Consider the following 24,921-nt stretch of genomic DNA (forward strand, 5'->3'; position numbering starts at 1 on the left):
GCACTGCTTCGGCAAACAATCGAGATTGCGCGCCAAAGCGAGCGTGACCTGCACGCCACACTCCTTGCTAAACACAGATTTCACGTAAATTGAAAGTTGTCATTAACACAATGATTTCAGCTCCTTGCAATGTGTTTCAAAAAGCACCCGCAAATGTGATCGCTGTTTGTGTTGACTATTAACACTTCGTTAACCACAGTTTGTTGCAATCTGTTACATAGCGTTACAATCGCATTGGCAGGCCATATCGATACGAGGTGCATATTGGAAAAAATACGGCAGATAGAACAGCAGTCCTTTCAGGTAAGGAGTAGCTCTGCCGTGTCCCAGATGACATCGTTCTGGGGCCTTATGCGCGCCTATTGGGTATCCGACCGCTGGAAAGAAGCCTGGGCCCTTACAATCGCGATCTTCATTTTCACCGCCTTCATCAGCAAAACCACTGTCTGGGTCGCCGAGGCTTCGGGGCTTCTGATGAACTCTATCGTCAATGTCAAAAGCGCCCCAGTTCAGAACCCGCTTATGGCAATTGCCATGAATGCTGGCATGCTGATCCTGTTGATGTTGGCCAAGGACGTGCTTCTGGTCGGCTTCCGGCATCTTTTGTCTACGACGTTGCACCGCAAATGGCGCAAATGGCTGAACGACAGCTTCTCTGATGCGATGCTGGATCGTAATCACACCCATTTCCATCTGCAGCAGGGCAAGGGCTCAAACCTTCCCGACAACGTTGACCAGCGCCTGCAGGAATCCATCAAGGGTATGACGGGCGGCGCAATCGGTCTTGTGATGGGTGTTGTTGGCGTCGTGCTTTCGGCCTTCTTCGTTGGCCAGAAGCTATTGGAGATTTCGACCGAAGTAACCGGTCTTGAGTTCCTCGGCTCTTACGGTGGTGCAATTCTGGCTTTCACAGCGATCATTATCTATGTGCCAATCGGCACACTGATTGCAATCAAGATTGGTCGCCAGTTGGAGCGTCTTAATCTCGGTATGCAGAAAGCTGAAGGTTCCTATCGTGGAGAGTGGACCACGCTTCTGCGCCGCAGTTTCCAGATATCAGCCTCTGAAGGCGAATCCGTCCAGCGGTCCGTGAACAAGCGTCTTTACAAAGACGTTGATGGCACCTGGAACAAGCTCAATCGCTTCGATGCTGCCTATCTCGCCTTCTCGCAAGCCTATGGGTTCATGTCGAACCGCATCATTGCTTATATTCCGGGCCTTGTTCCCTATATGAGTGGCGCTGTCAGCTTCCGTAATTATGTGACTGGCGCGGAACTTGTTGCAGCCATGATCAATGATTGCTCGTGGTTTATTCAGGTCATGCCAGCCATTGCCAATCTTCGGGCGAATGCCGCTCGTGTGACGGGTCTTGCTCAGGCAATCGATAGTGTTCAGGAGCCAGCTGCATTCTATGCAACGTCGGGCGTCAACCGCTTCAAATTCTCCACCCAGCATGCACGCTTTGGTCTTTCCGTCCGTGATCTCACGCTTATGCAGGGACCAGACAGCGAAGCACCTTTCCTACGTTCCGGCGTGATAAACATCCGCAGTGGAGACTGGGTTTACATGCGTGGAGAGTCCGGCTCAGGGAAAACCTCGTTCATCAAGGCACTGAACGGCCTTTGGCCCTATGGCACCGGCGACATCATCTATCCGCAAAATGCGAAGTCAATTTATGCAACACAGGAAGCAAAATTTCCTTCGGTCTCACTGAAGCAACTCGTCTGCCTTCCTGATGATGAAGCAGAATTCAACGATCTATCTATTGCTGTTGTGCTGCATGAAGCTGGTCTTGGCGAATTTATCGAACGTATGAACGACGCGGATGCCGACGGCTCGCCATGGGATATGGTGCTTTCCGGTGGACAAAAGCAGAAGCTGGTGCTGGCACGCATTCTGCTGCACAAGCCTGCTGTCATCTTCCTTGATGAAGCTACAGGCGCACTTGATCCTGCATCGAAACTTCGGTTCCACACAGCACTCAAGACGCGCTGCCCTGACGCTATTGTCATCAGCATCATGCATGAAGAAAAACTTCCAACGCTGGAAAACGGTGAAAGCATCTATTCGCATGTTCTTGAAATTCGCAACGGATATGTCTCGCTGCGCCCAACCCACTACACAATCGATACGGGTGTAGCCATGGTGGCAGCGGAATAGAGAAAAGAAAGCTAAAAACGATCCGCCTTTGAGAAGGGGATTTCTTGTTCAGCTATATAAGCCAAGTCATCATGGTCGAATGGATTACACAAGCTATGTCTATATCGCGATAGCCTTGCTGCCCTTCGTTGCCTGGGGATCAATCATCATCGCCCTGTCCAAAAAAGGCGAAACTAAACAGCAAAGCCTATCCAGAGCGAACAGAGCCGCAGAGCACGAGCCCGCGGTTGAAGTATCCATCATTCCTTACGGATTGATTTTCCCACTTCATTATAGCTATCCATCAGACCGCCGTAATCTGGGTTGAAAGCCGATCCGGCCAAATGTTGACATTTGACCGGACGCTTATTTTCAGGCCGCAGCCAGATCTGAAAAATCACCCTGGCGCGTAAACGCAATGCCCTTGCTGTCGAACAAATGGCAGGACTGCGGATCAATACCAATCCTGATTGTGGCATCACCGCTGATTGGTGCCGTGCCGGGCGTGATGATACAGAAGGTTTCGCTCATGCCTTCCGGCACGCTGTAAACAATAGTCTGCTGTCCAAGGCGCTCAACCACGGAAGAGCGCACGGTGATCGTGGTCGAGCCTTCGCCAATCGTCACATGCTCGGGACGAATGCCCAGTGTGAGCGTCTGGCCAACTTCCGGACGAGCCGCTTCTTCACAAAGAACCGGCAGAACCAGTTCATTGTCTGCGAGCTTCACACGGGCATAACCATTGCTCTCAAAACCAGCAAACGTCACCGGCAGCATATTCATGCGCGGGTTGCCGATGAAGCCGGCAACGAAGCTGTTGCGTGGGCGATGATACAGTTCAAGCGGCGTACCAACCTGCGAGATGTTGCCACCTTCAAGCACAACGATACGATCGGCCATGGTCATGGCTTCAACCTGATCATGCGTCACATAGATCATGGTTGCACCAAGCTGCTTGTGCAGCTTTGTCAATTCGATACGCATATCGGCGCGAAGCGCTGCATCAAGGTTTGAGAGCGGCTCATCGAACAGGAAAATCTTCGGTTCACGCACAATCGCACGGCCGATGGCCACGCGCTGGCGCTGACCGCCGGACAACATGCCAGGCTTCTGTTCAAGACGCTGATCCAGATGCAGGATCGAGGCCGCATGTTCCACCTTGCGCTTGATGGTGGCGTTGTCGGCACCTTCGACACGCAGTGGGAATGCGATATTTTCGTAAACGCTCATATGCGGATAGAGCGCATAGCTCTGGAACACCATCGCGATGCCGCGCTTGACCGGAGGCAGGTCGTTGACGCGCTTTTCATCGATGACGATATCGCCCGATGTCGTATCCTCAAGGCCTGCGATCATGCGCAGAAGTGTGGACTTGCCGCAGCCCGATGGTCCGACAAAGACCATGAACTCGCCTTCGTTCACTTCAAGGGATACGTTCTTGACGACGTCAAACTGGCCGAAGCTCTTGACAATATTCTTGAGGGATAATTTTCCCACGCTGCTCTCCTGCGGCCGCAAATTCGTGTCCGATACACCGCCCTGCCGTTAATCGCGGCAGGGCGGATCATTTATCGATTTAGTTCAGCTTCTTCAGCTCTTCATCTGCCTTCTTCAGTGCATCTTCAGGCTTTGCATCGCCTGTAATGACTGACTGAACCATGGCAATCATGACGTTCTGGAAACCGCGCCAGTCGGTGAAGAGTGGCTCTGCACCACCGTACTGAATGCCTTCGATCAGAGGGCGCCAGTAAGGAATGTCCACCATCACTTTATCAACTGCAGGCGACGGACGCATTGGCGTCAGGCCTTCGTCGGTTGCCAGTTCATATTCTTCCTGAACGGCAGGCGAAGTGATGTACTTGGCGAACTCGGCTGCCTTTTCTTCAACGCCCGAATCCTTGAAGATTGCGAGAGAGTCGGTCACGACCAGCGTACCCGGACCCTTGGCATCTGGGCCAAGCGGAAGCGTTGCGATACCCCAGTTGAACTTCACGTCCTGAAGGCGAACAGCAGCACCCGATCCGCCCTGGATCATGCCAACCTTGCCGTCGAGGAAGATCGCACGAACTTCGTTCTGTTCGTAAGCCGTCGGGCCTTCCTGCGCATATGCCTTGATGTCGTTATAGGCATTGAGTGCAGCAAGAACCTGCGGGTTGTTGATGACGACTTCACCCTTGTCGTTCACGATCTTGCCGTCATTGGTGTAAACCCAATGCAGGAACTGGTGAACGGTGTTGTCGAAGGTCTTGGCAGACAGGCCATAGCCTGGAATGCCGGTCTTTTCCTTGATGATCTTGGCGAATTCGATTTCTTCAGCCCAGGTCCGTGGTGGCTTTTCAGGATCGAGACCAGCCTGCTTGAACAGGTCCTTGTTCCAGTAAAGAACCTTGGTCGAAAGCGCGATCGGAACGCCCCACTGGGTGCCGTCATAGGTGACAGTTTCAACAACGTGTGGGAAATAGGTTGCCTTTTCCTCATCCGTCATCGGAACAGACACGATCATGTCGTTGTCAGCAAATTCCTTGAGCGTGCGCGAACCGACATAGGCGATTGCTGGCGGCGTGCCTGCAGCAGCAAGTGTGGTTGCCTTGTCCTGGCACTGTGCCCAGCCGACCACTTCAACAGCGATCTTCCAATCCGGGTTCTTTTCTTCCCAGGCCTTGATATATTTGTCATGTGTCTTGTCGAGCTTGTCGCCGCAATAGATCCAAGAGATCTCCTGCGCTGCTGCTGATGCACCAAGCGTGCCCAGCATCGTGCTGCCTGCGAGAACAAGCGCCGCAGCCCCCATTTTGAATATCGTCGTCACCTCTGGAAACTCCCTTATGTTGGTAGATTGTGTAGACGGATTGCTATTGCTTCACAGCACCCGCAGTCAGACCCCCGACCAGGTAACGCTGTAAAACGAAGATAATGATCATCGCCGGTGCGATACCCACAAAGGACGCCGCCATCAGCTCATTCCACACGACTTCCTGCTTGCCGAAGAAGGCAAAGAGGCCAACCGGCAGCGGCATGTATTCCGCCTTGGAATTGAACGTCAGCGCGAAGATGAACTGCTGCGCATAGGCACCGATGAAGGTGGTGATCGCCACAACGATGATACCCGGCATGGCGATCGGCAGAATGACACGGCGCAGCGTATAGAACTGGCTCGCGCCATCCATATAGGCAGCTTCATTCAGCTCACGCGGAATACGCATCATGTAAGTGCGAAGCAGCCAGATCGCCGCCGGAATGAGGAATGCCACACCCGGCACGATCATCGCCGCATAGGTGTTGAGCAGCTGGAAACTGCGCATCAGGCGGAACAGCGGGATCAGCAGGACCGCGCCAGAAAACATGTTGATCGCCAGAAAGCCACCAAGGATCAGCCCTGCGCCGCGAAACTCGAAACGCGAGAAAGCGTAAGCGGCAGGAACCACCAGAATAAGCACGATGATCGTGACCACCGACGAAATAAAGAAAGAGTTGAAGATATAGCGTCCGAACTCGGGCACGCTCTTCCACATCGAGAAATAGGCATTGAAACTGCCATTCTCGGGCCAAAAGGTATAGGGCGACGAGAACAACTGATTGAGCGGCTTCAGCGAAACCAGAAAGCCCTCGATGAACGGCGCCAGCAGGAAAAACAGGAAGACTGCAATTCCCACATAGGCAGCGATCTTTTCATACCATGTATAGCGGTCGATAAGCGGCGTATTTTGCGGTTGGCTCATTATGTTTCCCCTTACGTAAGTTTTTCGGGGCTGATGCGCCGCGTGACACGGAAATAGGCCAGGCAGAACAGCGAGAGGAATATGCAGATGGTGACGGCACGCGCCGCACCTTCGCCATAACGCTTCGAGCCAATAGCCGTCTGATAGGTATCGATAATCATCGTGGTGGTCGAGCCGTTCGGGCCGCCCTGCGTCAGAATCCAGATGATGTCGAACGAATTGAATGTCGCAATGGTCGAGAGCATCGACATGGTGATGATGGCAGGCAGCATCAGTGGCAACGTCACCCTGCGGAAACGGTACATGCGGCCTGCGCCATCAGTCCAGGCAGCTTCAAAGAGATCCTTCGGGATCGCCTGAAGGGCCGCAAGGAAATAGAGCGTCACCATTGGCACGCCGATCCAGACGTCAGTGACAATCGTTGCCCAGAAAGCCGTGCTGCCATAAGCGAGGAACGCAACCGGTCCATCGACAAATCCCGCGCGCTGGAGCATACCGGAAATCATGCCGAACTGTCCGTTATACATCCAGCTCCACATGAAAATGCCAATCGCCATCGGCACGATCCACGGCGGCATAATCATCAGGCGGAACAATGCACGTCCCGGCAAAGCCATGTTGAGAAGCACCGCTCCAAACATGCCGATCGTGATCTTCATCATCACCGAAAAGAACGTCCAGATGAATGTCCGACCAATGACGGCCAGAAACTGCGCATTGGCGATCTTTTCATAATTGGCCCAGCCAACCCAATTGGTTGTGCGACGCAGCGATGCATCGGTGAAGGACAAGATGAAGGTGTCGATCAGCGGATAGGCCACAATGGCCAGCACATAGATGAGTGCCGGCGCAAGCATGACCCACGCAAAGATGACTTTGGAGCGTTGCATTCCCATTTATCAGATCAAACTTTCTGAAGAGCTGCGTCAAAGCGGTCCCAGACGGGACGCAGATCGATGACCGTGCGCTTTTCGCGCGCTTCATCCATTGCCATGGCAAGAATGCCTGCTTCCATCGCATCAAGCGGCGAAACAGGAAGCGGTCCGGCATTCATGACATGCGCGATCACTTCTTCCGCCATCTTTTCGTCAGCGCCGTAATGCTGCGAAAGCTCGGTGCGTGTTGCATATTCCTTGTGAATGGTGCGCTTTTCGTTCAGCACCTCATGAACATCGAAATAGCCGCGAATGAAGTCGCCCTCAGCCTGACCACGGGTTCCGAAAATTGCAAAGCGGCGGAACTGGTCCGGCGCATTCAGATTGGTGTGGAAGTTCATGCCGACGCCGTTGGCATATTCAATGATCGCAACCTGATAATCGATGATGTCGCCATCGGAATCGAAAACCTTGTCCGAACCTTCCCAGCCCGTCGGCTTGCGATGGAACAGCGACATGTCGTTGATGCCTTCACGACGCGGATCATTTTCCGGAATGAAGGTCTTGCGGCCACCAAAGCTTGCAACCCGCTCAGGGCGCGAACCGATCACGCTGTTGTAGAGATCAAGATCGTGACAGCATTTTTCGAGAAGGAAGCTGCCCGACCACTTCGAATAGCGGCGCCAGTCGCGCATGAAGAATGCGCCGTGATATGGATAGATGTGCTCTGCGGCTTCAACCGAAACGATATTGCCGAGCAGACCGTCATTCTTGGCCTGCATCAGATCGCGATACATCGGCGCGTAGCGCAACACGAGACCAACCAGCAAACGCTCCTGACCGTGCTTGGCAAGGAGTTCAGCCAGCGCATAGGTTTGCTCAATGGACGATACTATCGGCTTTTCGGTGAAAACGGTAAGACCCGCTTCAAGACCCACACGAATATGATCGAGATGCATGTGGTTTGGCGAGCCGATCATGAGAAGATCGAACGTCTCATTGGCGATCAACTCTTCCGGCGTTGCATATTGCTTGCCAGCCGAAATGCCATGCTCATCCAGTTCTGCCATGCCCGCAGGGGCAGGATCGACATAGCCGACAATCTGAAAATCGGGATCGAGCGCATTGAAGACAAAACCCAAATAACCCAGACGATAGCCTAGTCCTACAATGCCGACTTTCACGATAAACTCCCATGCGGTTTTTAGTAAGATGAAAATCTACACCACAAAATGTCAAGAAAAAACACACCGAATTTAGCAAAACAAAAACTTTTCACACAGACTTGAAGCGGTTCAGAAACAGCATTCCTGCACATCTGCCTTAAAAGAAATCATATTGCTCGAAATCGGATCAATATGTTCAAACTGCAATCATCGAGCGCATAAATTGTAATTTTCATTAATTAAAACAACTGATTAAATAAGATCATTCCTCGTTGTTCGCCTGTCAGAACGCGCTGAACCACTATGTTTATGCCATAAATTCTCACTGCATGAGGCGCATGAAGTCATGCTAGATCCGCAACAAAAGAATTTAATAACCATTAAATCATAAACGCGTGAATTTTAGGATGGACAAAATTCATTGAAGGCGCTGATATAGTTACTAACAAAACCAAACCCTCAATACCGCATGATTTGAAGCCTACGCGACCGAGACTCAGCGGGATTGCACATATCTGGAACGCGCATTTGTCGAAAGCAGCTTGAGCCCTTCGCAATGCGTTTAAATTTGCTGGTGGAGAATTGCATGCCTAGCCTATTCCGACTTGAAAATTCGTGGATCGCAAATCCCGCACCAGCCGGAACTATGACAATCGAAGTGTTTAACCTGTCGGATGAAACCCTGACCGATTTCTCGCTTTGCTACACCAGCATCACCCGCATTGTTGGAGAGCCGCAGATCACGAATGGACACTTTGTCCTGCATGATGGCAGCTTCAACGAAATAGCTGCGCCCAAAGGCTTCACATTGAAGCCGGGTGGAACATGGACGGTGAGCGTCGCACCACTTAATCGCTCACCGTTCCATGTTAACGACGGAGCGAAGACGGCTTATCTCAAATGTGCCGATGGCCGTTTGATCCACATTGAGACCGGCGAACTCGCACTTTCGGGACAGAACCTCCCTCTGCCCGGCCCGCGTCTGCCGGAAGGCCGTCTTACGCTTCCGTTTGCCCTGCTGCCATGGCCCGTGAAGTTCGAGGCTGAAGCAGGCAGCACACCAATTGCTCTGCATCCCGCAGAGGGCACCGATCTTGCAGGTCTGCGTGCGCTTTCGCTGGTGGAATCACTCCATGCGCGGTTGTTCCCGCAAGCGCGTCAGGTCTTTTCGCTCAAGCCCGTCGAAGGCGGCCGCGCCGTTTCTATCAAAACCGATACGGGCATCAAAAAGAGCGGCTTCACCATCGATTTCGCCGCTGATCTGATCACAGTTACGAGCGCCGATGCCGACGGCACGCGCCATGGTCTTGTCGCTCTCGCACACATTCTTGATGGCGCAAAGCAGGATGCAGAACGCTTCAAATTCCCGGCTTCGGGTCGAATTGAAGATGCTCCACGCCATGATTGGCGCGGCTGCCTTCTGGATGTTTCGCGTCATTTCTGGACGCATGATGAAGTCACGCGCTTCCTCGACATCATGGCCTGGTATCGCCTCAACACCTTCCATTGGCATCTGACCGATGATGAAGCATGGCGCATTGAAATTCCGGAACTGCCGGAACTGACAGGGATTGGCGCAACCCGCGCTCCGAACAGTGAAATGCTGCCGCAGCTTGGCGATACGACTGAACCGTCGCACGGTTTCTATACGCAGGCACAAATTCGCTCGGTTGTCGAACACGCGCAATCACTCGGCATTGAAGTGGTGCCGGAAGTCGACATGCCCGGCCATTGCAAGGCGGTACTGACCGCTCTACCGTATCTCCAAGATCGCAATGAAGCCAATGAGTCCTACAAGACTGTTCAGGGCTTCACGAACAATGCGCTCAACCCTGCCATGCCAGCGACATGGGAGTTTGTGAAGACAATCCTTGACAGTATCGTCGCTCTCTTCCCGGGTCGCTATATCCATATCGGCGGCGACGAGGTGGCCGATAATTCATGGATCGGCTCGCCGATTGCACGCGAATTGATGGAACGCGAAGGGCTTGAAGGCACATTTGAACTGCAATCATGGTTCATGCGCAAGCTCAAGATCATGCTGGAACAGCGCGGCCGTGTTCTCGCTGGCTGGAACGAAGTCGCGCATGGTGGCGGCGTGCAGCCGGAAGGCACTTTGCTGATGGCATGGCAGGCACCCGAAATTGGCATTGAGCTTGCAAAGCAGGGTTATGACGTCGTCATGACGCCGGGTCAGGCCTATTATCTTGATATGGCACAGTCGCATAACTGGTGGGAGCCAGGCGCTGGCTGGGCGGGCGCTTCCACGCCGGAAGAAAGCTATTCTTACGAAGCTGCTGGCGATTTCCCGCCAGAACTGGCGCAGCATCTCAAGGGTGTTCAGGCATGTATCTGGTGTGAACATTTCACCACGCACGCCTATTTCAACGACCTCACCTTCCCGCGCCTGCTGGCGGTGGCGGAAGCGGCATGGACACCAGCATCGGAAAAGGATTGGCTGCGCTTTGCTGTGCAGGCACGCCGTCATCCGCTATTCTGATCCTCATGTCCTGTGCGGTTTCAGCCGTGCAGGACAAAGCCTATTGTGAAAATAGTGGCGCACTGAATGTCGACCTCGAGCCTCGATCTTGTCCGGCAATATCCGATCGTGCGTGCCAGCACGATCGCGATCCTGTTTTTTGGTTTCGCGGGGGCGGCCACAACGCCATATCAGCCGATTGTCGGCATCCGCGTCATCGGCTTAAGCGACTTCACCTATTCTGTCGTGGCCTTCTGTGCCGTCGTCGCCAATCTCGCGGCAAGCATTGCCATCGGACTGGTTTCTGACCGCATCGGGCGTTATCGCGCGCCGATGGTTATCGTTACAGCCCTTGGCATTGCAGGTTTCGGCCTGATCTGGCTGTTTCCGTCGCCGTGGGTCTTTGCACTGGCAACCATTGGCCCGATTGCACTTTTCAATGTCATCAGCACACTGCTTTTTGCCAATATCCGCAATCACTCGGCTGGAATGACACCGATTGAACTCAGCGATTCGATCACAATTGTTCGGATGGCGATTTCAATCGCGTGGATTCTCGTTCCCGGCCTTGTCGGTGCCGTGCTGGCCGGAACCGGCTCGCCTCTGACCGCCTATTCCTTTGCAACACTGCTTTCGCTCGGTTGCTTTCTGTCGATCATGACGCTGATGCCCCATGATCATAAGCCGGACACAAACGCGCAAAGCACAAACCCATCAAGCCTTGCCGATCTTCAGCGCCTGATTTCACCCGGCGTTTTCATCCGGTTGATCGGAACCGCGCTCATAACATCGGTTTTGCATGTGAATGCCATTGCACTTCCGCTGATCATTACCGGACGCGGTGGTGGATCGGTAGAGGATGTCGGCATGGTCATGGGCTTCGTGGCAGGGCTTGAAGCAATCCTCATGCTGATCTGGGCGCGCATTGGCCGTCGCAAAAGCCAGATCAGCATCTTCTTCGTCGCATCATTGCTTTACGCAATCTATCTTGTCTGGCTTGCATTCCTCACCACACGATGGGAGATTTACGCCGCATCAGCGATTGGGGGGATCGGCGCTGCTGCAATCGTGAGCCAGCCAATAAGCTATCTGCTTGGCATCATTCACGATCGGCCCGGCCTGTCGGCTTCCCTGATCGCAATCAACATGTTTGTCGGCGGTGGCATCGGCACAGCGCTTTTTGCGATTGGAACAAGCTTTGCTGGCTACGGAACTGTCACCATCATGGGGGCTATCGCAGGATTGGCCGGTGTGGCGATACTGGCAAAGGTAGAATACAAGAAAAACTGAGGGGATTGCTTTGAGCCGGATATTACTGGAAGTCTGCGTCGATGATGCTGAAGGACTGGACGCCGCGATCAAAGGCGGTGCAGATCGGATTGAGCTTTGCGCAGCACTCGCAATCGGCGGGCTGACGCCTTCCATCGGTCTCATGCAGCTTTCAGCCAAAGCGCCAATTCCGATCGTGGTGATGATCCGGCCCCGCGCTGGCAGCTTCGTCTGGACCGAAGATGAACTGCAGATCATGGAAGCCGAAATTGCAGCAACACGAGCTCTCGGCCTCGCGGGCGTTGTGATTGGCGCCAATCTGCCCGACGGCAGGCTTGATAGACCTGCATTGCAGCGACTGGTCAATGCAGCCGATGGTCTTGAGATCGCACTGCATCGCTCAATCGATCTTACCCCTGACGCGGCAGAAGCCGTGCGAATAGCTATCGAGCTTGGCATCAACCGGATTTTGAGTTCAGGCGGCGCCTTGAAAGCCGTATCCGGCCTCGACCGCCTTGCGGAAATGCAGAGTGCTGCCAAAAACAAAATCACCATCATGCCGGGTTCGGGCGTGAATATGGGAACACTCGCCGCGATCGCTGCGGCATTGCCTGATCTCACTGAAATTCATGCATCCTGCAGTGCGGCAATCGATGCGGATGAGATTTTGCAAAATTTCGGCTTCGCCGTGCCGGGTGCAACAAGAACCACGGCAGCCAAAGTTGCCGAACTGCGCGCAGCCCTCAAGGCAATTGCCGATGGCAGGCAGCCGCCTTCCTGATTAAGCAGCCATCCGTGCTCAGGAATGGCGGACATGCAAACGGAGCAAAACAAAATTTGTGTTAAAATAAACAACTGACATTAGAAATTTGTGTTGAAGTAAAATTTTCTTTTCAATAGAAAATTACAACACAAGGAAAGGGCCGGAGTTGCAACCGACAGAAGACCTCTATCAGACTGTGCAAGCAGCAGTGCCGGAGCTTACTCCGAAGCTGCGTGGCATATGCCTGTTGATCGAAAACGATCCGGTAGGCTTCATTCGCTCAACTGCACGCGAATTGTGCAACCAGCTTGGTACTTCAGAACCAACTCTCATCCGCTTCTGCCAGCGCTTTGGTTATGCGGGCCTTGCCGATTTCCGCATCGATCTCGCTTTGTCGCTTGCCCAGCGCCCTGGCCTGGTGCCCGCTGGCGTGGAAGCCAATCCGGTTGATCGTCGCGCCGTCAATTTCGACGCCAAGGATGCAATCGGACGCAAGGCAGTCAGTCTCCTTGAAGGCGATACCGCGGTGCTGTTCGATAACGGCTCCAGCACCGAAAGACTGGCAGCGCATCTGGGCGATCTTGCACCCCTTATCGTCATGACCCGCAGTCTCGACGTTGCGCAGACCGTGCTTCGCCACAAGCAGCATCAGGTGATGCTGACCGGCGGCAGCATCCGCCGCGAAACCATGTCGGTCTCCGGACGACTGGTCGATACGGCTCTTTCGGAAATGCGCTTCGACACCTTTGTCATGGGTGCAGACAGCATTGAGCCAGAAACGGGCGTCAGCACTTTTCTGGAAGACGAGGCCCATGAAAACCGCGCGATGATCGAGGCTTCTGGCCGTGTCATCGTTCTGGCCGACAAGACCAAATTCAGCAAACCACGGCTGCATCGTATCTGCGCAATGGATCGGATTACGGCGATCATAACCGATCTTGAACCCAATCACGAAATAGCCAACCGCATCCGCGAACGCGGTGTACGTGTCATCAGTACTCAAGAGGACGGCGTTAATGACTAAACTGGAAACGAGCCACACCTGGCAGGAAATTCATGCACAGCCGGGCATCTGGCAGGCTTGGGCAGCACCTCTTGCCACCCAGTCGGCTGAAATCCGTGAATGGATCGCCGCCAAGGGTATCAAGCGTATCGTTTTCAGCGGCGCAGGCACCTCGGCTTTCATCGGTCAGGCTCTTGCATCGGTCAAGGCTGGCGCGATTTCGCTTAACGCCATTCCAACCACCGACATTGTTTCCAATCCGTCCGAAACGCTGTCTGATGATGGCGAACTGCTCGTCGTGCAGTTTGGCCGCAGCGGCAACAGCTCGGAAACCATCGCAACGCTCGACCTGCTGGACGAGCATTTCCCGAAGGCTCACCGCCTCAACATCACCTGCAATGGCGAAAGCGCACTGGCCGTTCGCGCAGCGAAAGGCCCGGGCGAACAGCGCGTGATCGTTCTGCCAGCAGCAACGCACGATCAGGCTTTTGCAATGACGTCGAGCTACACGACAATGCTTTTGTCGGCACTCGCCTGCATTGATGGCACAGCTAATGTCGCCGACAAGCTTAACAAGCTCTCGGCTGCCGGTACTAAGGCACTTGCACAGCTCGACGCAACGCCTGCGCCGCATCCAGACCGCGCAATTTTCCTGGGCTCCGGCGCACTGACCGGCGTTTCCCGCGAAAGCGCACTCAAGGTTCTGGAGCTGACCGCAGGTCAGGTCATGACAAACTGGGACAGCACGCTCGGCTTCCGTCATGGTCCAAAAGCTTCGGTTGTCGGCAACACCCGCGTTGTGGTCTTCATTCACCCGGATCAGCATACCGCGCGTTATGATCGCGACATCGCAGTTGAAATTGCTCAGCAGTTCCCGACAGCGACTGTTACGACCGTTGGTGGCGAAGGCTGTGATCTTACGCTTGATCTTACCGGCGACAGCCGCTGGGATGCCGTACTTTACGTGCTCCTGGCGCAAATCTGGTCTGCCCGCTGGTCGGCAGAACTCGATCTCAACATCGACAATCCATTTATTGATCAGGGCAACCTGACACGCGTTGTTTCCGGGGTTAAGATTTACCCCTTTGCAGCATGAAACACGAGGTCAGCATGATCTGCGGCGCCATTGATCTGGGCGGCACCAAAATTGAGGGCCGCCTGTTCGACGCAAATATGGAAACGGTTCTGACACGGCGTATTCCAACGCCTGTCAGCGACTTTGAGGCCTTTATCGATGGGCTTTCGGCGCAGATTGAATGGCTGACCGAGACGGCGGGCAATCCAAATCTGCCCGTCGGCATCAGCCTGCCGGGCTGGATAGATCCAGCCACCGGCCACGGCTTTGCATCCAATATTCCGATCACCGGTCGCGATGTGGGTACAGCACTGATTAAACGTTTCGGGCGCAGCTTTCCGCTGATGAACGACTGTATGGCTTTCGCCTATTCGGAAGCGCATGGCGGTGCAGCCGAAGGCAGCGAAGCGATGATTGGCCTGATTGTCGGCACCGGCATGGGCGCTGGTGTGGTCATCAATGGCGAGATTCCGCCGCGCTATAATGGTCTTGCACTGGAAATCGGTCACACGGGTATGCCTGCGCGCGTTCTGAGCGAGCAGAACCTGCCATTGATTCCTTGCGGCTGCGGCAAGACGGGTTGCATGGAACGCTATGTTTCAGGCACGGGCCTTGCAGATATTTCCAAGATCAAGCTCGATGAGATCATCTCCAATCAGGAATTGACATTGCGCGCGTCCAATGGCGATGCGAGCGCAGAAAAGGTGCTCGATGACTGGGCTGATCTGATGGCGGAATCGCTTCTGACCATGCAGCTCGTCATCGATCCGGATTGTTTCGTTCTTGGCGGCGGTCTTTCCAATATGGACGGTGTTGCCGAACGCGTCTCAAAGGCATTTGAAAAGCGTAAGCTTGGACCCACACGCATACCCGCCATCAGAACTGCACGTTTCGGTGATAGTTCAGGTGCTCGCGGCGTTGCGCTCTATGCACTTAATCATTCTGGAGAAAGCCAATGACCCGTCTTGTCGCCCCCGATTATGTCTTTCTGAATGGGCGACTTCAGACTGGTCTGGTGGCCGAGATCGGCCAGCATGGTATCAGCCGTCTTCGCCCGCGCAAGTCGGATGAAACGCCGGACTTCACGCCGCATGTGCTGATGCCAGCCTGCATCGACCTGCAGGTCAATGGTGCGGGCGGCGTCATGCTGAACTCGGACACCAGTGCAAAGGGCATCGCGCACATCATCTCAACACTGCGCAAACTCGGCACTGCTTGGGTTCTGCCAACGCTCATTACCTGCGAGCCGGAGCGCATCATTCAGGCAGCCCATGCAGCCGTTGAATGCAAGGGCATGGATGGCTTCTTCGGCCTGCACATTGAAGGCCCGCATCTCAATCCTGCCCGCAAGGGCACGCATCGCGTTGAATTCATCCGCCCGATGGATGCATCCACACTTGAAGCGCTGAAAATTCTGCGCAAGGCGGATGTGCCTGTCATGCTGACGCTGGCGCCGGAAGTGGTGCCGGGCGACACGATCCGCGAGATCGCTGATATGGGTGTCGTGGTTTCCGCCGGTCACACCAACGGCACAACGGAACAGGCGCGCGCCGGGCTTGAAGCTGGCATCAGCTGCTTCACCCATCTTTACAACGCCATGCCGCCAATGACATCGCGTGAGCCGGGCGTGGTCGGCACTGCAATTGGCAGCGATGCTTTCGTCGGCATCATTGTTGATGGACATCATGTGACATGGGAAATGGTCGGCGTCGCATGGCGTGCGCGCCCAAAGCGTGACCGCATGTTCCTTGTATCAGACGCTATGTCGACCATTGGCGGCCCGGATCATTTCGAACTTTATGGCGAACGCATTGAAGTGCGCGATGGCGCACTCGTTAATGCAGCCGGTTCCTTAGCGGGCGCCCATATCGATATGGTCGGCTGCCTTGCCAATCTCGTTCAGCATGTCGGCGTGTCGCTTGAAGAAGCCATTCGCGCGGCCTGTGTTGTGCCTGCCGATGTGATGGGCGTAGCTTCACCGAACCTTGGTGCCGGAACGCCACTGCCAGAAGTTCTTGCTCTGGATAACAATCTTCAGCGCATTTCTCTCTGAAATTTACATTATATATGGAGTCCCGTTATGAGCAGCACGCAGACCTTGAGCAAACTTCCCGCCCGCTACGCGAGCGGTGCGCGTGGAGGCATCACCTCGATCTGCTCGGCACATCCACTGGTTATCGAAGCAGCTCTTCTTGAAGGCATTGCAACCAACACCGACGTTCTGATCGAAGCCACCTGCAATCAGGTCAATCAGGATGGCGGCTATACCGGCATGACACCGGCTGATTTCCGCCGTTTTGTCGAAGACATCGCAGCGCGTCTCGGCTTTGACACCAAACGCCTTATTCTGGGCGGTGATCACCTCGGCCCAAATCCGTGGAAGCACTTGTCGGCTGAAGAAGCCATGGCCAAGTCCGAAGTGATGATGGATGGCTTTGTGCGTGCAGGCTTCACCAAAATCCACCTCGACACTTCCATGGGCTGTGCTGGTGAACCGGTTGCACTGCCTGATGTCGTGACCGCTGAACGTGCGGCACGTCTTGCCAAGGTTGCGGAAAAAGCAGCCGCTGAATCCGGCTTTGATCTGCCTGTCTATATTGTCGGCACGGAAGTTCCGATCCCGGGCGGCGCGATGGAAGAAATCGAAGATCTGGAACTGACCAAGCCAGATGCAGCCCTTGAAACCATCGCCATTCACCGCAAGGCTTTTGCAGCCCTTGGCTTAGAGGATGCATTCGCGCGCGCCATCGGCGTTGTCGTGCAGCCGGGCGTGGAATTCGGCAATGAAAACGTTGTCTATTACGATAGCAACAAAGCGAGTGCTTTAAGCGGCGTTCTCAACCAGACACCGCAATTCGTCTTTGAAGCCCATTCGACCGACTATCAGCCGGTTGAGGCGCTGTCGGCGCTGGTTCATGATGGCTTTGCCATTCTGAAAGTCGGACCCGGCCTGACGTTCGCGCTGCGTGAAGCGCTCTACGGCCTTGATCAGATTGCAGCTTTCCTCGACAAACTGCCGGAAGAAGAGACCGTTCGTGGCAAGCTTGAAAAGCTGCTTCTCAACGAGCCCAAGAACTGGGAGAAATATTATCATGGCGATGCGCAAGAGCTACGTCTTCAGCGCCATTTCTCCTATAGCGACCGCATTCGCTATTACTGGCCACATCCGGAAGCCACAGCAGCCGTCAATGCACTGCTCAAACGTCTTGAAGGTCGCAAAATTCCGGAAACGCTGATCAGCCAGTATCTCGGTACGCTTTATCCAGCTGTTGCAGCCGGCAAGGTGGAAGCAACGTCCCATGCGCTGATGGTCGAAGCCGTCAGAAATGTCATCCGGGTTTATGGAAAAGCCGTCGGAACACATTGAATATCGAATGAAAGAGGCGCGGGAAACTCCGCGCCTCTCACCGAATAACTCAAACTTTGAGGCTGTCCTTAGCCAGATTATGGAAAAAGGACACTCCGCGCTCCAATATTTCATCATTGAAATTATAGGTCGCCGTGTGTAGCCCGGAGCTGTCGCCATTTCCGATCAGGAGATATGCGCCAGCCGACTTCTCCAGCATGAAGGAAAAGTCTTCGCTGCCCATAAATGGTCGGTCGAGCTCTTCAAAAGCATCTTCGCCATAATGCTGCGTCACTGTCGCCTTCGCCTGCTCGAATGCCGCCGCATCGTTGATGGTTGCCGGATAGCCGGTCATCCAGTCAAAGCTTACATCTGCGCCATAGCTCGCTGCTTGCATCTTTGCGACCTGCTCGACCTTATCACGCAATGTCTTGCGAATGACCGGGTCGGTTGCACGCATCGAGATTTCAAGCTTGGCCGTATCAGGAATGACATTACAAACCGCACCCGAATTAAACGCACCGACGGTAATCACGCTGGCCTGATGTGGCGAGACTGTGCGAGAGACGATGGTCTGCAGGGCCATGACAATGCTTGACGCGACCACGATTGGATCAATCGTCTTTTCAGGCTCTGCACCATGTCCGCCACTGCCCTTAACCGTCAGTGTCAGTGCATCTATGGAAGCAGCAATCGGGCCTGCCTTGGACGCAAATTTTCCGGCTTCCAAACCCGGCCAGTTATGGAGCGCAAACACCTGATCGCAAGGGAAGCGTTCAAAGAGCCCTTCCTCGATCATGATCTGAGCACCGCCATAATTTTCCTCAGCGGGCTGGAAAATGAAATGAACAGTTCCCGAAAAGTCTTCATCCTTTGCAAGCGACCATGCAGCGCCCAGCAGCATTGCGGTATGACCGTCATGGCCACAGGCATGCATCTTGCCCGCATTCTTGCTTGCATAAGGCAGACCAGTTTCTTCCAGAATTGGTAGCGCATCAAAATCAGCGCGGAAACCGATGGAGCGATTTGAATTGCCCCGGCGCAGAGAGGCAACAATGCCAGTCTTGGCAAGCCCGCGGCTCAGTTCATAGCCCCATTCCTGCAAGCGGGATGCAATATAGTCGGAAGTCTCAACTTCCTCTAATCCCAGCTCGGGAATGCTATGCAGATGCCTGCGGATAGCTTTCAGTTCATCCTCAAATGAACCCAATTTTTTATCGGTCATGATCTCCCCCCTTAATTCATGTGCAAGAATTGACGTAGGCGCTGCGACTGCGGATTCCGCATCACGATATCAGGGGAACCGCGCTCTTCAACCAGCCCCTTGTGCAGGAAGATGACTTCGCTCGAAATTTCGCGTGCAAGCGCCATTTCATGTGTCACCATCACCATTGTCCGGCCTTCTTCGGCGAGTTTTTTGATAACCTGCAGCACTTCGGTCACCAGTTCTGGATCAAGTGCAGAAGTCGGCTCATCAAACAGCATGACTTCAGGTTTCATAGCGAGTGCACGAGCAATTGCAGCGCGCTGCTGCTGTCCGCCGGAAAGCTGGGTAGGATACTGATCGCGTTTGGGCGTGATCCCCACCTTCTCCATCAGAACTTCTGCTTCTGCCAAAGCTTCCGCCTTCGACATGCCCAGAACATGGATCGGTCCTTCGATGATGTTCTCAAGGATCGTTCGATGCGACCAAAGATTAAAGCTCTGAAACACCATTCCCAGACGCGTGCGGACATGTTCAAGCTGACGCGGATCGGCAGCATGGGATTTTCCATCGCGTCCGACCTTGGTACGGATCACTTCACCCGCAACTGCGATCTCGCCTTCATCCGGAGTTTCCAGATAGTTGATGCAGCGCAGCAAAGTGCTTTTGCCAGAACCACTGCTGCCAATCAGCGATATGACGTCGCCTTTCTTGGCTTCAAAAGAGATGCCTTTTAGAACCTCGACACCAGCGAAGCTCTTGTGAATATTTTTGACGGTCAGTGCCATGGACGTCATTTAAATTGCTCCTGAAACAGATCAGACCATCGACGCGCGTGAACTGCTCATGCGCCGTTCGACCCAGTTCATGATCCGGGTAAGGATGAACACAACGGTGAAATAGAGGATACCTGCCGCAATCAACGGCTCGAATATCGACAAGGAACTGCGTTGCAACGCGCGTGCGGTTCCCATCACTTCCATGATCGTAATTGTGGAAGCAAGCGAAGTGGATTTGAGCAGGATGATAAGATCACTGGTCAGAACCGGCATACAATGACGGAAGGCCAGCGGAAGGGTGACGCGGCGCAAAATCTTGAACCGGCTCATACCGATAGAAAGTGCTGCTTCGATCTGCCCGCGTGGGATTGACTTGATAGCGCCGCGAATAACCTCGGCATTGTAAGCACCCTGATTGAGGCTCAACGCAAACACCGCATACCACAGGCCATCACGCATATATGGCCACAGGAAACTGTGTCTGACCCATGTGCCTGGCAGGATCTGCCCAAGCCCATAATAGATCAGATAAAGCTGCACCAGAAGCGGCGTGCCTCGGAAAATAAAGGTGTAGACAAAAGCCGGCCATTTCAGAATGCGGCTCTTTGAAAGCAGCGCCAACGCACTAAGCGTACCAAAGATCAGACCGATAACGCCTGCTGTTGCCGTCAAAAGCAGTGTCAGCGGCATCGCCTTAATCAACGGCGGCAGGAACTCAATGATTTTAGTGATCGATTCCATTATCCGTGCCCCCGGCTCAGGCGTTTTTCAAGCCGTGCAATTATCAGAACTGAAACCAGTGTGATGCCCAGGAACAGAAGTGCCGTGAGGCCATAAAAGAACACATATTGCTTGGTGGATGCCGCAGCGCGGTAGCCCGTATAAAGCAACTCATGGAAGGAACCGAGAACCGAAATGATCGCGCTTTCCTTGGTTATCGAAAGCCAGAGATTGCCAATGCCGGGAACGGCATGACGCATCATTTGCGGGAAGGTGACGCGGGTAAATATCTGACGACGACGCATCCCGATGGATAGTGCTGCTTCGATCTGCCCTCGCGGAATTGCCAGATAAGATGCACGCAACACTTCGGTCATGAATGCGCCGTTGACGAAAGCCAGCGCAATAATTGCGGCCCAAAAGGCGCTAAACTGGAAATCATTGCCGACAAGGCCCGTCGCCTTGAGAAGCCGTTCCGCACCTGTCGCGACAGAGAAATAGAGCAGCAGAATAACAAGCAGCTCCGGAAGAGCGCGAACCACCGTTGTATAAAGATCAGCAATCGCTTTCGTGAAACGGTTTCGCGAAAGCTTCCCCGATGCGGCGGTGAGCCCAAAGAGGAATGAGACTGCAAATGCCACGGCCGAGACCTGCAAGGTCATCAGAAGTCCGTGTGCGAACTCGTCTCCCCAGCCCTCGCTTCCCCAGGCTAACAGTTGCCAATAAGAATCCATGCAGATTAATCCGATCAAAAAGCCAGACGCTTCGCACGGAGCGCCACGCATCTCTATGGACGCAAGAGGGGCGCTCCAGCTTATTAAATTTACGCATCCGTCATTCCAAAGTCGATTTGGCCAAAGTCGATTTGGACCTTGGGACGATGCTGTAAGCGAAGGCCGAACACCGCTACCGGCGTTCGTTTCCTTAAAGGATTACTTCTTTTCGAAAATCCACTTGTCGACCAGCGCCTTCAGAGCGCCTTCCTTGTCGAGTTCTGCAAGTGCTGCATCGACCTTTTCAAGCGTTGCTGTATCGCCCTTACGGACGGCATAGGCAACGCCTTCACCCAGCACTACGCTCTTTGGCGCAACGAGCTTGACTTCGTAATCTTCGCCCTGCGGGGTCTTCAGGAAATTCTGCACAAACAGATCCGGCGCAAGAACATAGTCAACGCGACCCGCAACAAGATCGGCAACCGAGTTGTCAGCCGTGTCGTAGCTCTTGATCGAGACATCGGGCAGATACTTGGTCATGTAAGCCGACTGAACGCTCGAAGTCTGGACGCCGACGATCTTACCCGACAGAGCTGCCTGATCAACGACTTCACCCGAGCCATCGCTTGCCGCGACGGTGCCGACCTTGTCCGTATCCGACTTCGAACCGACGACGACAGTGCCTTCGGTGTAGTAAGGTGTGCTGAAATCAACAACCTTACGGCGTTCATCCGTCACCGAGAAAGCGCCGATAATGAAATCGACCTTGTTTTCGGTGAGCGATGGAATAAGGCCATCCCATGCCATCGACTTGAATTCACATTTGTCTGCGAGCTTTTCGCAGAGCGCGCGTGAAAGGTCCGCTTCCAGCCCCTCCCATTCACCTGCAGCATTGACCTGTGTGAAAGGCATATATGGCTCAGGCGTCATGCCGAGACGAAGTTTACCTTCCGCCTGTGCTGCGCCGCTGGCCAATACAGCAAGCGCGATCGCGCCTGCAATTTTCCCTTTAAAACTAACCATGTTCCCGTTCTCCTTATATTTTTGTAGCGGCTTACCTTTTTATTACGGCAAGCACGGGGAATGCATATAGAAAACGGCTCAGGAGCGGGTGCCCCTGAGCCGTTAGACTTACTTGCGATACCAGCGAAGCGACATGCAGGAAAGACCAGCGTCGATCTTGCCAATCTGCGTGGTTTTCAGGGGAACCACGTTGTAACCGCTCTTTTCCAGCAGCTCGATAGTGCGTGGGAAATCGGAGCCGACCATCACAACGTCATTGACGCGCAATGCATTGGCAGCGGCTTCCTCGCCTTCCGGCACGATCAGCTGACGAAGACCGGAGAAGACGCCGGACTTTGCGAGGCGGCTCGTGGAGAGAACGGTTTCTTCATCGACCAGCGAGCAGTCGGTTTTGAAATGAAGGACGCCTTCCGGTGTCGAAACAACTTCACCCTTGCGACCGATCTTATCGAGGCTTGCGATAAGCGCTGCTGCACCTGCCTTATCGGTACGGGCGGAAAGGCCGATCATCACGCTCTTCTGTGTCGTCAGAACGTCGCCACCGTCAGCAAAGCCTGGCTCTGGAAGTTCAACAACGGTGTCGAACATCTGGCGGAGCGTCGGTTCGATAACAGCCGTTTCACCAACGCGCGTTACTGCGCCCGGACGGAGCAGAATTGCGCCTTCCGTGAAAACGAGTGCTGGATCTTCAACGAAGATGGAATCAGGGAAATCTTCGAGCGGAGGAAGGATCGTAACCTCGACGCCTGCAGCCTGCATGGCAGCGATATAGGCGTCATGTTCGGCCTTAACGCCTTCATAGGTTGGGTTGCCGGTATCCAGCGCACGAAGACCATTCACCACAGAGCGCGAAGGCTCACGGACGATGATCGAGTTGAACTCATAAACGGGTCTGTTAGAAGACATGGAAGGTTACCCTCAATTTAGCTGGAGCCTATCTACCCGGCTCTTGTTGTTGCGTAAAGCAAATGTGTGCCGTTTGTTGTGCGGCGCGAAAGATGAATGCCAGCCAACATGCAGCGGACCGATCCGCCAGCCAGCTCAATCGTCGGAACGGCGAAAGGCAGCAGCTTTGCGGTCTGTTCGATTGTCTTGATCTGATCCTTGCTCAAAGCGGCAAGAGCGCGGGCAGAAAGAGCCAAAACCCGGCCATCCTGGCCTTCCAGTTCAATGGCATTCCCGGCAAACTCACCAATCTGTCGTGCTGAAAGATGAATGACCGTGCGTCCGGTTTCCTGCAGACGATCAACAATTTCCTGACGGCGGGCCGGATCAGTAATCATATCGGTTCCGATCAATGCGTAATCCGCACCGATGCACATCAGCACATTGGTGTGATAGATCGGCTTGCCGGACGAATCGACCGCATCAAACACCATCGGCTCAAAGTTGAAATGTGTGCAGAAACGCTCTAGCGCCACTTCATTGGTGCGATTGGAACGGGCTGCATAGGCCACACGTCCAATATGGTCGAGCACCATGGCGCCAGTGCCTTCGAGATAGAAGTGATCGCGCTCCAGACCCGAATAATCGATGACGTCCTGAACGCGGTAGTCGCGCTTCAGCATTTCGATCACGTCAGGGCGACGCTCTTTCTGGCGGCTTTCCGAAAACATCGGATAGATGGCAACATGGCCGCCCGAATGGGTCGAAAACCAGTTATTCGGGAAGACTGAATCGGGCAAGGCGTGAGTTTCGTCTTCAAAAAGATGAACCGTTACGCCCGCATCAGCCAATCCCTCGGCCATGAGCGTTACCTCATCGAAAGCAGCTTTCGCCAGCACTTCAGCGGAGCGACGCTCGTCGACGGACTGAAACGCATTATCCTTTGCGGTTTGCGCATTGGGGGTAAAATGATGTGGTCGGATCATAACGACCGATTTCGGACTCTGGACAGATGGTCTGCTCATTCTCAGACTATTCTCACTGCTAAAGCATGTCGCAAAAGACATGCATAAAAACAAAGATTTAAAGCGCTTATCGCTTCACCAACGGAAGCGAATTTGGCATCGCTGCGCCATGAACTCTGGTAGCTCGATCAGGTGGCTTTTCCTGCTCTCCAACATACTCATACGCTCCTCCATCAGCACTCCGACAAGCAGAGTAGGAGGGCATAAAGTCAGTTAAAATTGTAAAAGTGTCGGGTCATTTGTAAAAAATATGGCAATTTGCACAGTTGAACTGTAAAAAGTGCCATGCATATTTTTGATGATCTGGATCATAAGCTGATTGCCATTTTGCGGGAGGACGGACGTGCGCCGCTCTCAAAACTGGCGACTATCCTTGGCGTTTCACGCGGAACCGTTCAGGCGCGCCTGGATCGCCTGTTGGAAACTGGTGCAGCATTAGGCTTCACCATCCGGGTTCGGCAGGATTACGATGATGGGGTTGTTCACGCGATCATGCTGATCGAGGTGCAAGGCCGATCGACAACCAAGGTGATCAAGCTCCTGCGAGGATTGCCGCAGATCCGCACTTTGCATACGACAAACGGTTCATGGGATCTTGTGGCGGAGATCCATGCAGAAAGCCTGCACGATTTTGATCGCGTCTTGCGTGAAGTGCGAACGATCGATGGTGTCATGAACAGCGAGACCAGCATTCTTCTGAGCAGCGTATAATGCAAAAGGCCGGTGGTTTTCGCCACC

General features: G+C 54.0%; 22 protein-coding genes. 10 read left to right on the forward strand and 12 right to left on the reverse strand.

What is annotated here, in order from left to right:
- Positions 1–321: 321 nt before the first annotated feature.
- Complete coding sequence (locus tag ABWV94_RS08475; protein ID WP_353413151.1) at positions 322–2,160, forward strand: ABC transporter ATP-binding protein/permease; 1,839 nt, start codon at positions 322–324, stop codon at positions 2,158–2,160.
- 351 nt (positions 2,161–2,511) lie between these two features.
- On the opposite strand, the gene ABWV94_RS08480 is transcribed toward ABWV94_RS08475, so the two are convergent.
- From ABWV94_RS08480 to ABWV94_RS08500, 5 genes are all read right to left on the reverse strand, one after another.
- Entirely contained in the window at positions 2,512–3,636 is a 1,125-nt protein-coding gene (locus tag ABWV94_RS08480; protein WP_353413153.1) for an ABC transporter ATP-binding protein, read from the reverse strand.
- Between the two features lie 79 nt (positions 3,637–3,715).
- Positions 3,716–4,930, reverse strand: coding sequence for an ABC transporter substrate-binding protein (locus ABWV94_RS08485; RefSeq protein ID WP_039860362.1), 1,215 nt, complete (start codon positions 4,928–4,930; stop codon positions 3,716–3,718).
- Between the two features lie 61 nt (positions 4,931–4,991).
- Positions 4,992–5,858, reverse strand: coding sequence for a carbohydrate ABC transporter permease (locus ABWV94_RS08490; RefSeq protein ID WP_007877662.1), 867 nt, complete (start codon positions 5,856–5,858; stop codon positions 4,992–4,994).
- A gap of 11 nt (positions 5,859–5,869) precedes the next feature.
- Positions 5,870–6,754 (reverse strand): carbohydrate ABC transporter permease, encoded by an 885-nt coding sequence (locus ABWV94_RS08495; RefSeq protein ID WP_353413155.1) that lies wholly within the window; start codon positions 6,752–6,754, stop codon positions 5,870–5,872.
- 8 nt (positions 6,755–6,762) lie between these two features.
- Positions 6,763–7,917: a Gfo/Idh/MocA family protein gene (locus ABWV94_RS08500; protein ID WP_105520042.1), complete on the reverse strand. Its 1,155-nt coding sequence runs from the start codon at positions 7,915–7,917 to the stop codon at positions 6,763–6,765.
- A gap of 568 nt (positions 7,918–8,485) precedes the next feature.
- Here ABWV94_RS08500 and ABWV94_RS08505 point away from each other — a divergent pair.
- The 8 genes from ABWV94_RS08505 to ABWV94_RS08540 all read left to right on the forward strand — a co-directional run bounded on the left by ABWV94_RS08505 (position 8,486) and on the right by ABWV94_RS08540 (position 17,855).
- The gene (locus ABWV94_RS08505) at positions 8,486–10,399 is read left to right on the forward strand and encodes a family 20 glycosylhydrolase (RefSeq protein ID WP_353413158.1); all 1,914 of its coding nucleotides are present in this window, start codon (positions 8,486–8,488) and stop codon (positions 10,397–10,399) included.
- 66 nt (positions 10,400–10,465) lie between these two features.
- On the forward strand, positions 10,466–11,668 hold the full coding sequence (locus ABWV94_RS08510; protein WP_353413160.1) for an MFS transporter: 1,203 nt from the start codon (positions 10,466–10,468) through the stop codon (positions 11,666–11,668).
- Positions 11,669–11,678: 10 nt separating this feature from the next.
- Complete coding sequence (locus tag ABWV94_RS08515) at positions 11,679–12,428, forward strand: copper homeostasis protein CutC (protein WP_353413162.1); 750 nt, start codon at positions 11,679–11,681, stop codon at positions 12,426–12,428.
- A 148-nt stretch (positions 12,429–12,576) separates the two neighbouring features.
- The gene (locus ABWV94_RS08520; RefSeq protein ID WP_007877652.1) at positions 12,577–13,434 is read left to right on the forward strand and encodes a DeoR/GlpR family DNA-binding transcription regulator; all 858 of its coding nucleotides are present in this window, start codon (positions 12,577–12,579) and stop codon (positions 13,432–13,434) included.
- Entirely contained in the window at positions 13,427–14,509 is a 1,083-nt protein-coding gene (locus ABWV94_RS08525) for an SIS domain-containing protein (RefSeq protein ID WP_112814322.1), read from the forward strand. The genes ABWV94_RS08520 and ABWV94_RS08525 overlap by 8 nt, the downstream gene beginning before the upstream one ends.
- A 14-nt stretch (positions 14,510–14,523) precedes the next feature.
- Complete coding sequence (locus tag ABWV94_RS08530; protein WP_353413165.1) at positions 14,524–15,447, forward strand: ROK family protein; 924 nt, start codon at positions 14,524–14,526, stop codon at positions 15,445–15,447.
- Positions 15,444–16,541, forward strand: a complete 1,098-nt coding sequence (gene nagA / locus ABWV94_RS08535; protein WP_353413167.1) for an N-acetylglucosamine-6-phosphate deacetylase — start codon at positions 15,444–15,446, stop codon at positions 16,539–16,541. The genes ABWV94_RS08530 and nagA overlap by 4 nt, the downstream gene beginning before the upstream one ends.
- 27 nt (positions 16,542–16,568) lie before the next feature.
- Positions 16,569–17,855, forward strand: coding sequence for a D-tagatose-bisphosphate aldolase, class II, non-catalytic subunit (locus ABWV94_RS08540; RefSeq protein WP_353413169.1), 1,287 nt, complete (start codon positions 16,569–16,571; stop codon positions 17,853–17,855).
- A gap of 49 nt (positions 17,856–17,904) precedes the next feature.
- Here the strand turns inward: ABWV94_RS08540 and ABWV94_RS08545 are convergent, their stop codons facing one another.
- The 7 genes from ABWV94_RS08545 to ctlX form a co-directional block, all read right to left on the reverse strand.
- A complete protein-coding gene (locus tag ABWV94_RS08545) occupies positions 17,905–19,059 on the reverse strand; it encodes a M20 aminoacylase family protein (RefSeq protein WP_112812683.1) in 1,155 nt (384 codons plus the stop codon).
- Between the two features lie 11 nt (positions 19,060–19,070).
- Positions 19,071–19,835 carry an ABC transporter ATP-binding protein gene (locus tag ABWV94_RS08550; protein ID WP_007877642.1) on the reverse strand — a complete coding sequence of 255 codons (765 nt, stop codon included), beginning with the start codon at positions 19,833–19,835 and terminating at the stop codon, positions 19,071–19,073.
- 21 nt (positions 19,836–19,856) lie between these two features.
- On the reverse strand, positions 19,857–20,558 hold the full coding sequence (locus ABWV94_RS08555) for an ABC transporter permease (protein ID WP_112812682.1): 702 nt from the start codon (positions 20,556–20,558) through the stop codon (positions 19,857–19,859).
- On the reverse strand, positions 20,558–21,271 hold the full coding sequence (locus tag ABWV94_RS08560) for an ABC transporter permease (protein ID WP_007877634.1): 714 nt from the start codon (positions 21,269–21,271) through the stop codon (positions 20,558–20,560). The genes ABWV94_RS08555 and ABWV94_RS08560 overlap by 1 nt, the downstream gene beginning before the upstream one ends.
- Positions 21,272–21,469: 198 nt before the next feature.
- Entirely contained in the window at positions 21,470–22,273 is an 804-nt protein-coding gene (locus ABWV94_RS08565) for a transporter substrate-binding domain-containing protein (RefSeq protein ID WP_353413173.1), read from the reverse strand.
- 108 nt (positions 22,274–22,381) lie between these two features.
- A complete protein-coding gene (locus tag ABWV94_RS08570; RefSeq protein ID WP_007877625.1) occupies positions 22,382–23,179 on the reverse strand; it encodes a dimethylarginine dimethylaminohydrolase family protein in 798 nt (265 codons plus the stop codon).
- A 32-nt stretch (positions 23,180–23,211) separates the two neighbouring features.
- Positions 23,212–24,183, reverse strand: a complete 972-nt coding sequence (gene ctlX, locus ABWV94_RS08575; RefSeq protein ID WP_064321275.1) for a citrulline utilization hydrolase CtlX — start codon at positions 24,181–24,183, stop codon at positions 23,212–23,214.
- 285 nt (positions 24,184–24,468) lie between these two features.
- On the opposite strand from ctlX, the gene ABWV94_RS08580 reads away from it, so the two are divergent.
- Positions 24,469–24,894: an Lrp/AsnC family transcriptional regulator gene (locus tag ABWV94_RS08580; RefSeq protein ID WP_007877621.1), complete on the forward strand. Its 426-nt coding sequence runs from the start codon at positions 24,469–24,471 to the stop codon at positions 24,892–24,894.
- The last annotated feature ends 27 nt before the right edge of the window (positions 24,895–24,921 follow it).

Source organism: Brucella sp. NBRC 12953, assembly GCF_040369775.1.
GTDB lineage: Bacteria > Pseudomonadota > Alphaproteobacteria > Rhizobiales > Rhizobiaceae > Brucella > Brucella pseudogrignonensis.

Bases quoted from the DNA above. Each gene is read 5' to 3' on its own strand.
- ABWV94_RS08525 (WP_112814322.1), top strand. From the start codon at position 13,427: ATGACTAAACTGGAAACGAGCCACACCTGGCAGGAAATTCATGCACAG.
- ABWV94_RS08580 (WP_007877621.1), top strand. From the start codon at position 24,469: ATGCATATTTTTGATGATCTGGATCATAAGCTGATTGCCATTTTGCGG.
- ABWV94_RS08530 (WP_353413165.1), top strand. From the start codon at position 14,524: ATGATCTGCGGCGCCATTGATCTGGGCGGCACCAAAATTGAGGGCCGC.
- ABWV94_RS08545 (WP_112812683.1), bottom strand. From the start codon at position 19,059: ATGACCGATAAAAAATTGGGTTCATTTGAGGATGAACTGAAAGCTATC.
- ABWV94_RS08495 (WP_353413155.1), bottom strand. From the start codon at position 6,754: ATGGGAATGCAACGCTCCAAAGTCATCTTTGCGTGGGTCATGCTTGCG.
- ABWV94_RS08510 (WP_353413160.1), top strand. From the start codon at position 10,466: ATGTCGACCTCGAGCCTCGATCTTGTCCGGCAATATCCGATCGTGCGT.
- ABWV94_RS08560 (WP_007877634.1), bottom strand. From the start codon at position 21,271: ATGGATTCTTATTGGCAACTGTTAGCCTGGGGAAGCGAGGGCTGGGGA.
- nagA (WP_353413167.1), top strand. From the start codon at position 15,444: ATGACCCGTCTTGTCGCCCCCGATTATGTCTTTCTGAATGGGCGACTT.
- ABWV94_RS08485 (WP_039860362.1), bottom strand. From the start codon at position 4,930: ATGGGGGCTGCGGCGCTTGTTCTCGCAGGCAGCACGATGCTGGGCACG.
- ctlX (WP_064321275.1), bottom strand. From the start codon at position 24,183: ATGAGCAGACCATCTGTCCAGAGTCCGAAATCGGTCGTTATGATCCGA.
- ABWV94_RS08490 (WP_007877662.1), bottom strand. From the start codon at position 5,858: ATGAGCCAACCGCAAAATACGCCGCTTATCGACCGCTATACATGGTAT.
- ABWV94_RS08570 (WP_007877625.1), bottom strand. From the start codon at position 23,179: ATGTCTTCTAACAGACCCGTTTATGAGTTCAACTCGATCATCGTCCGT.
- ABWV94_RS08505 (WP_353413158.1), top strand. From the start codon at position 8,486: ATGCCTAGCCTATTCCGACTTGAAAATTCGTGGATCGCAAATCCCGCA.
- ABWV94_RS08550 (WP_007877642.1), bottom strand. From the start codon at position 19,835: ATGACGTCCATGGCACTGACCGTCAAAAATATTCACAAGAGCTTCGCT.
- ABWV94_RS08540 (WP_353413169.1), top strand. From the start codon at position 16,569: ATGAGCAGCACGCAGACCTTGAGCAAACTTCCCGCCCGCTACGCGAGC.
- ABWV94_RS08555 (WP_112812682.1), bottom strand. From the start codon at position 20,558: ATGGAATCGATCACTAAAATCATTGAGTTCCTGCCGCCGTTGATTAAG.
- ABWV94_RS08565 (WP_353413173.1), bottom strand. From the start codon at position 22,273: ATGGTTAGTTTTAAAGGGAAAATTGCAGGCGCGATCGCGCTTGCTGTA.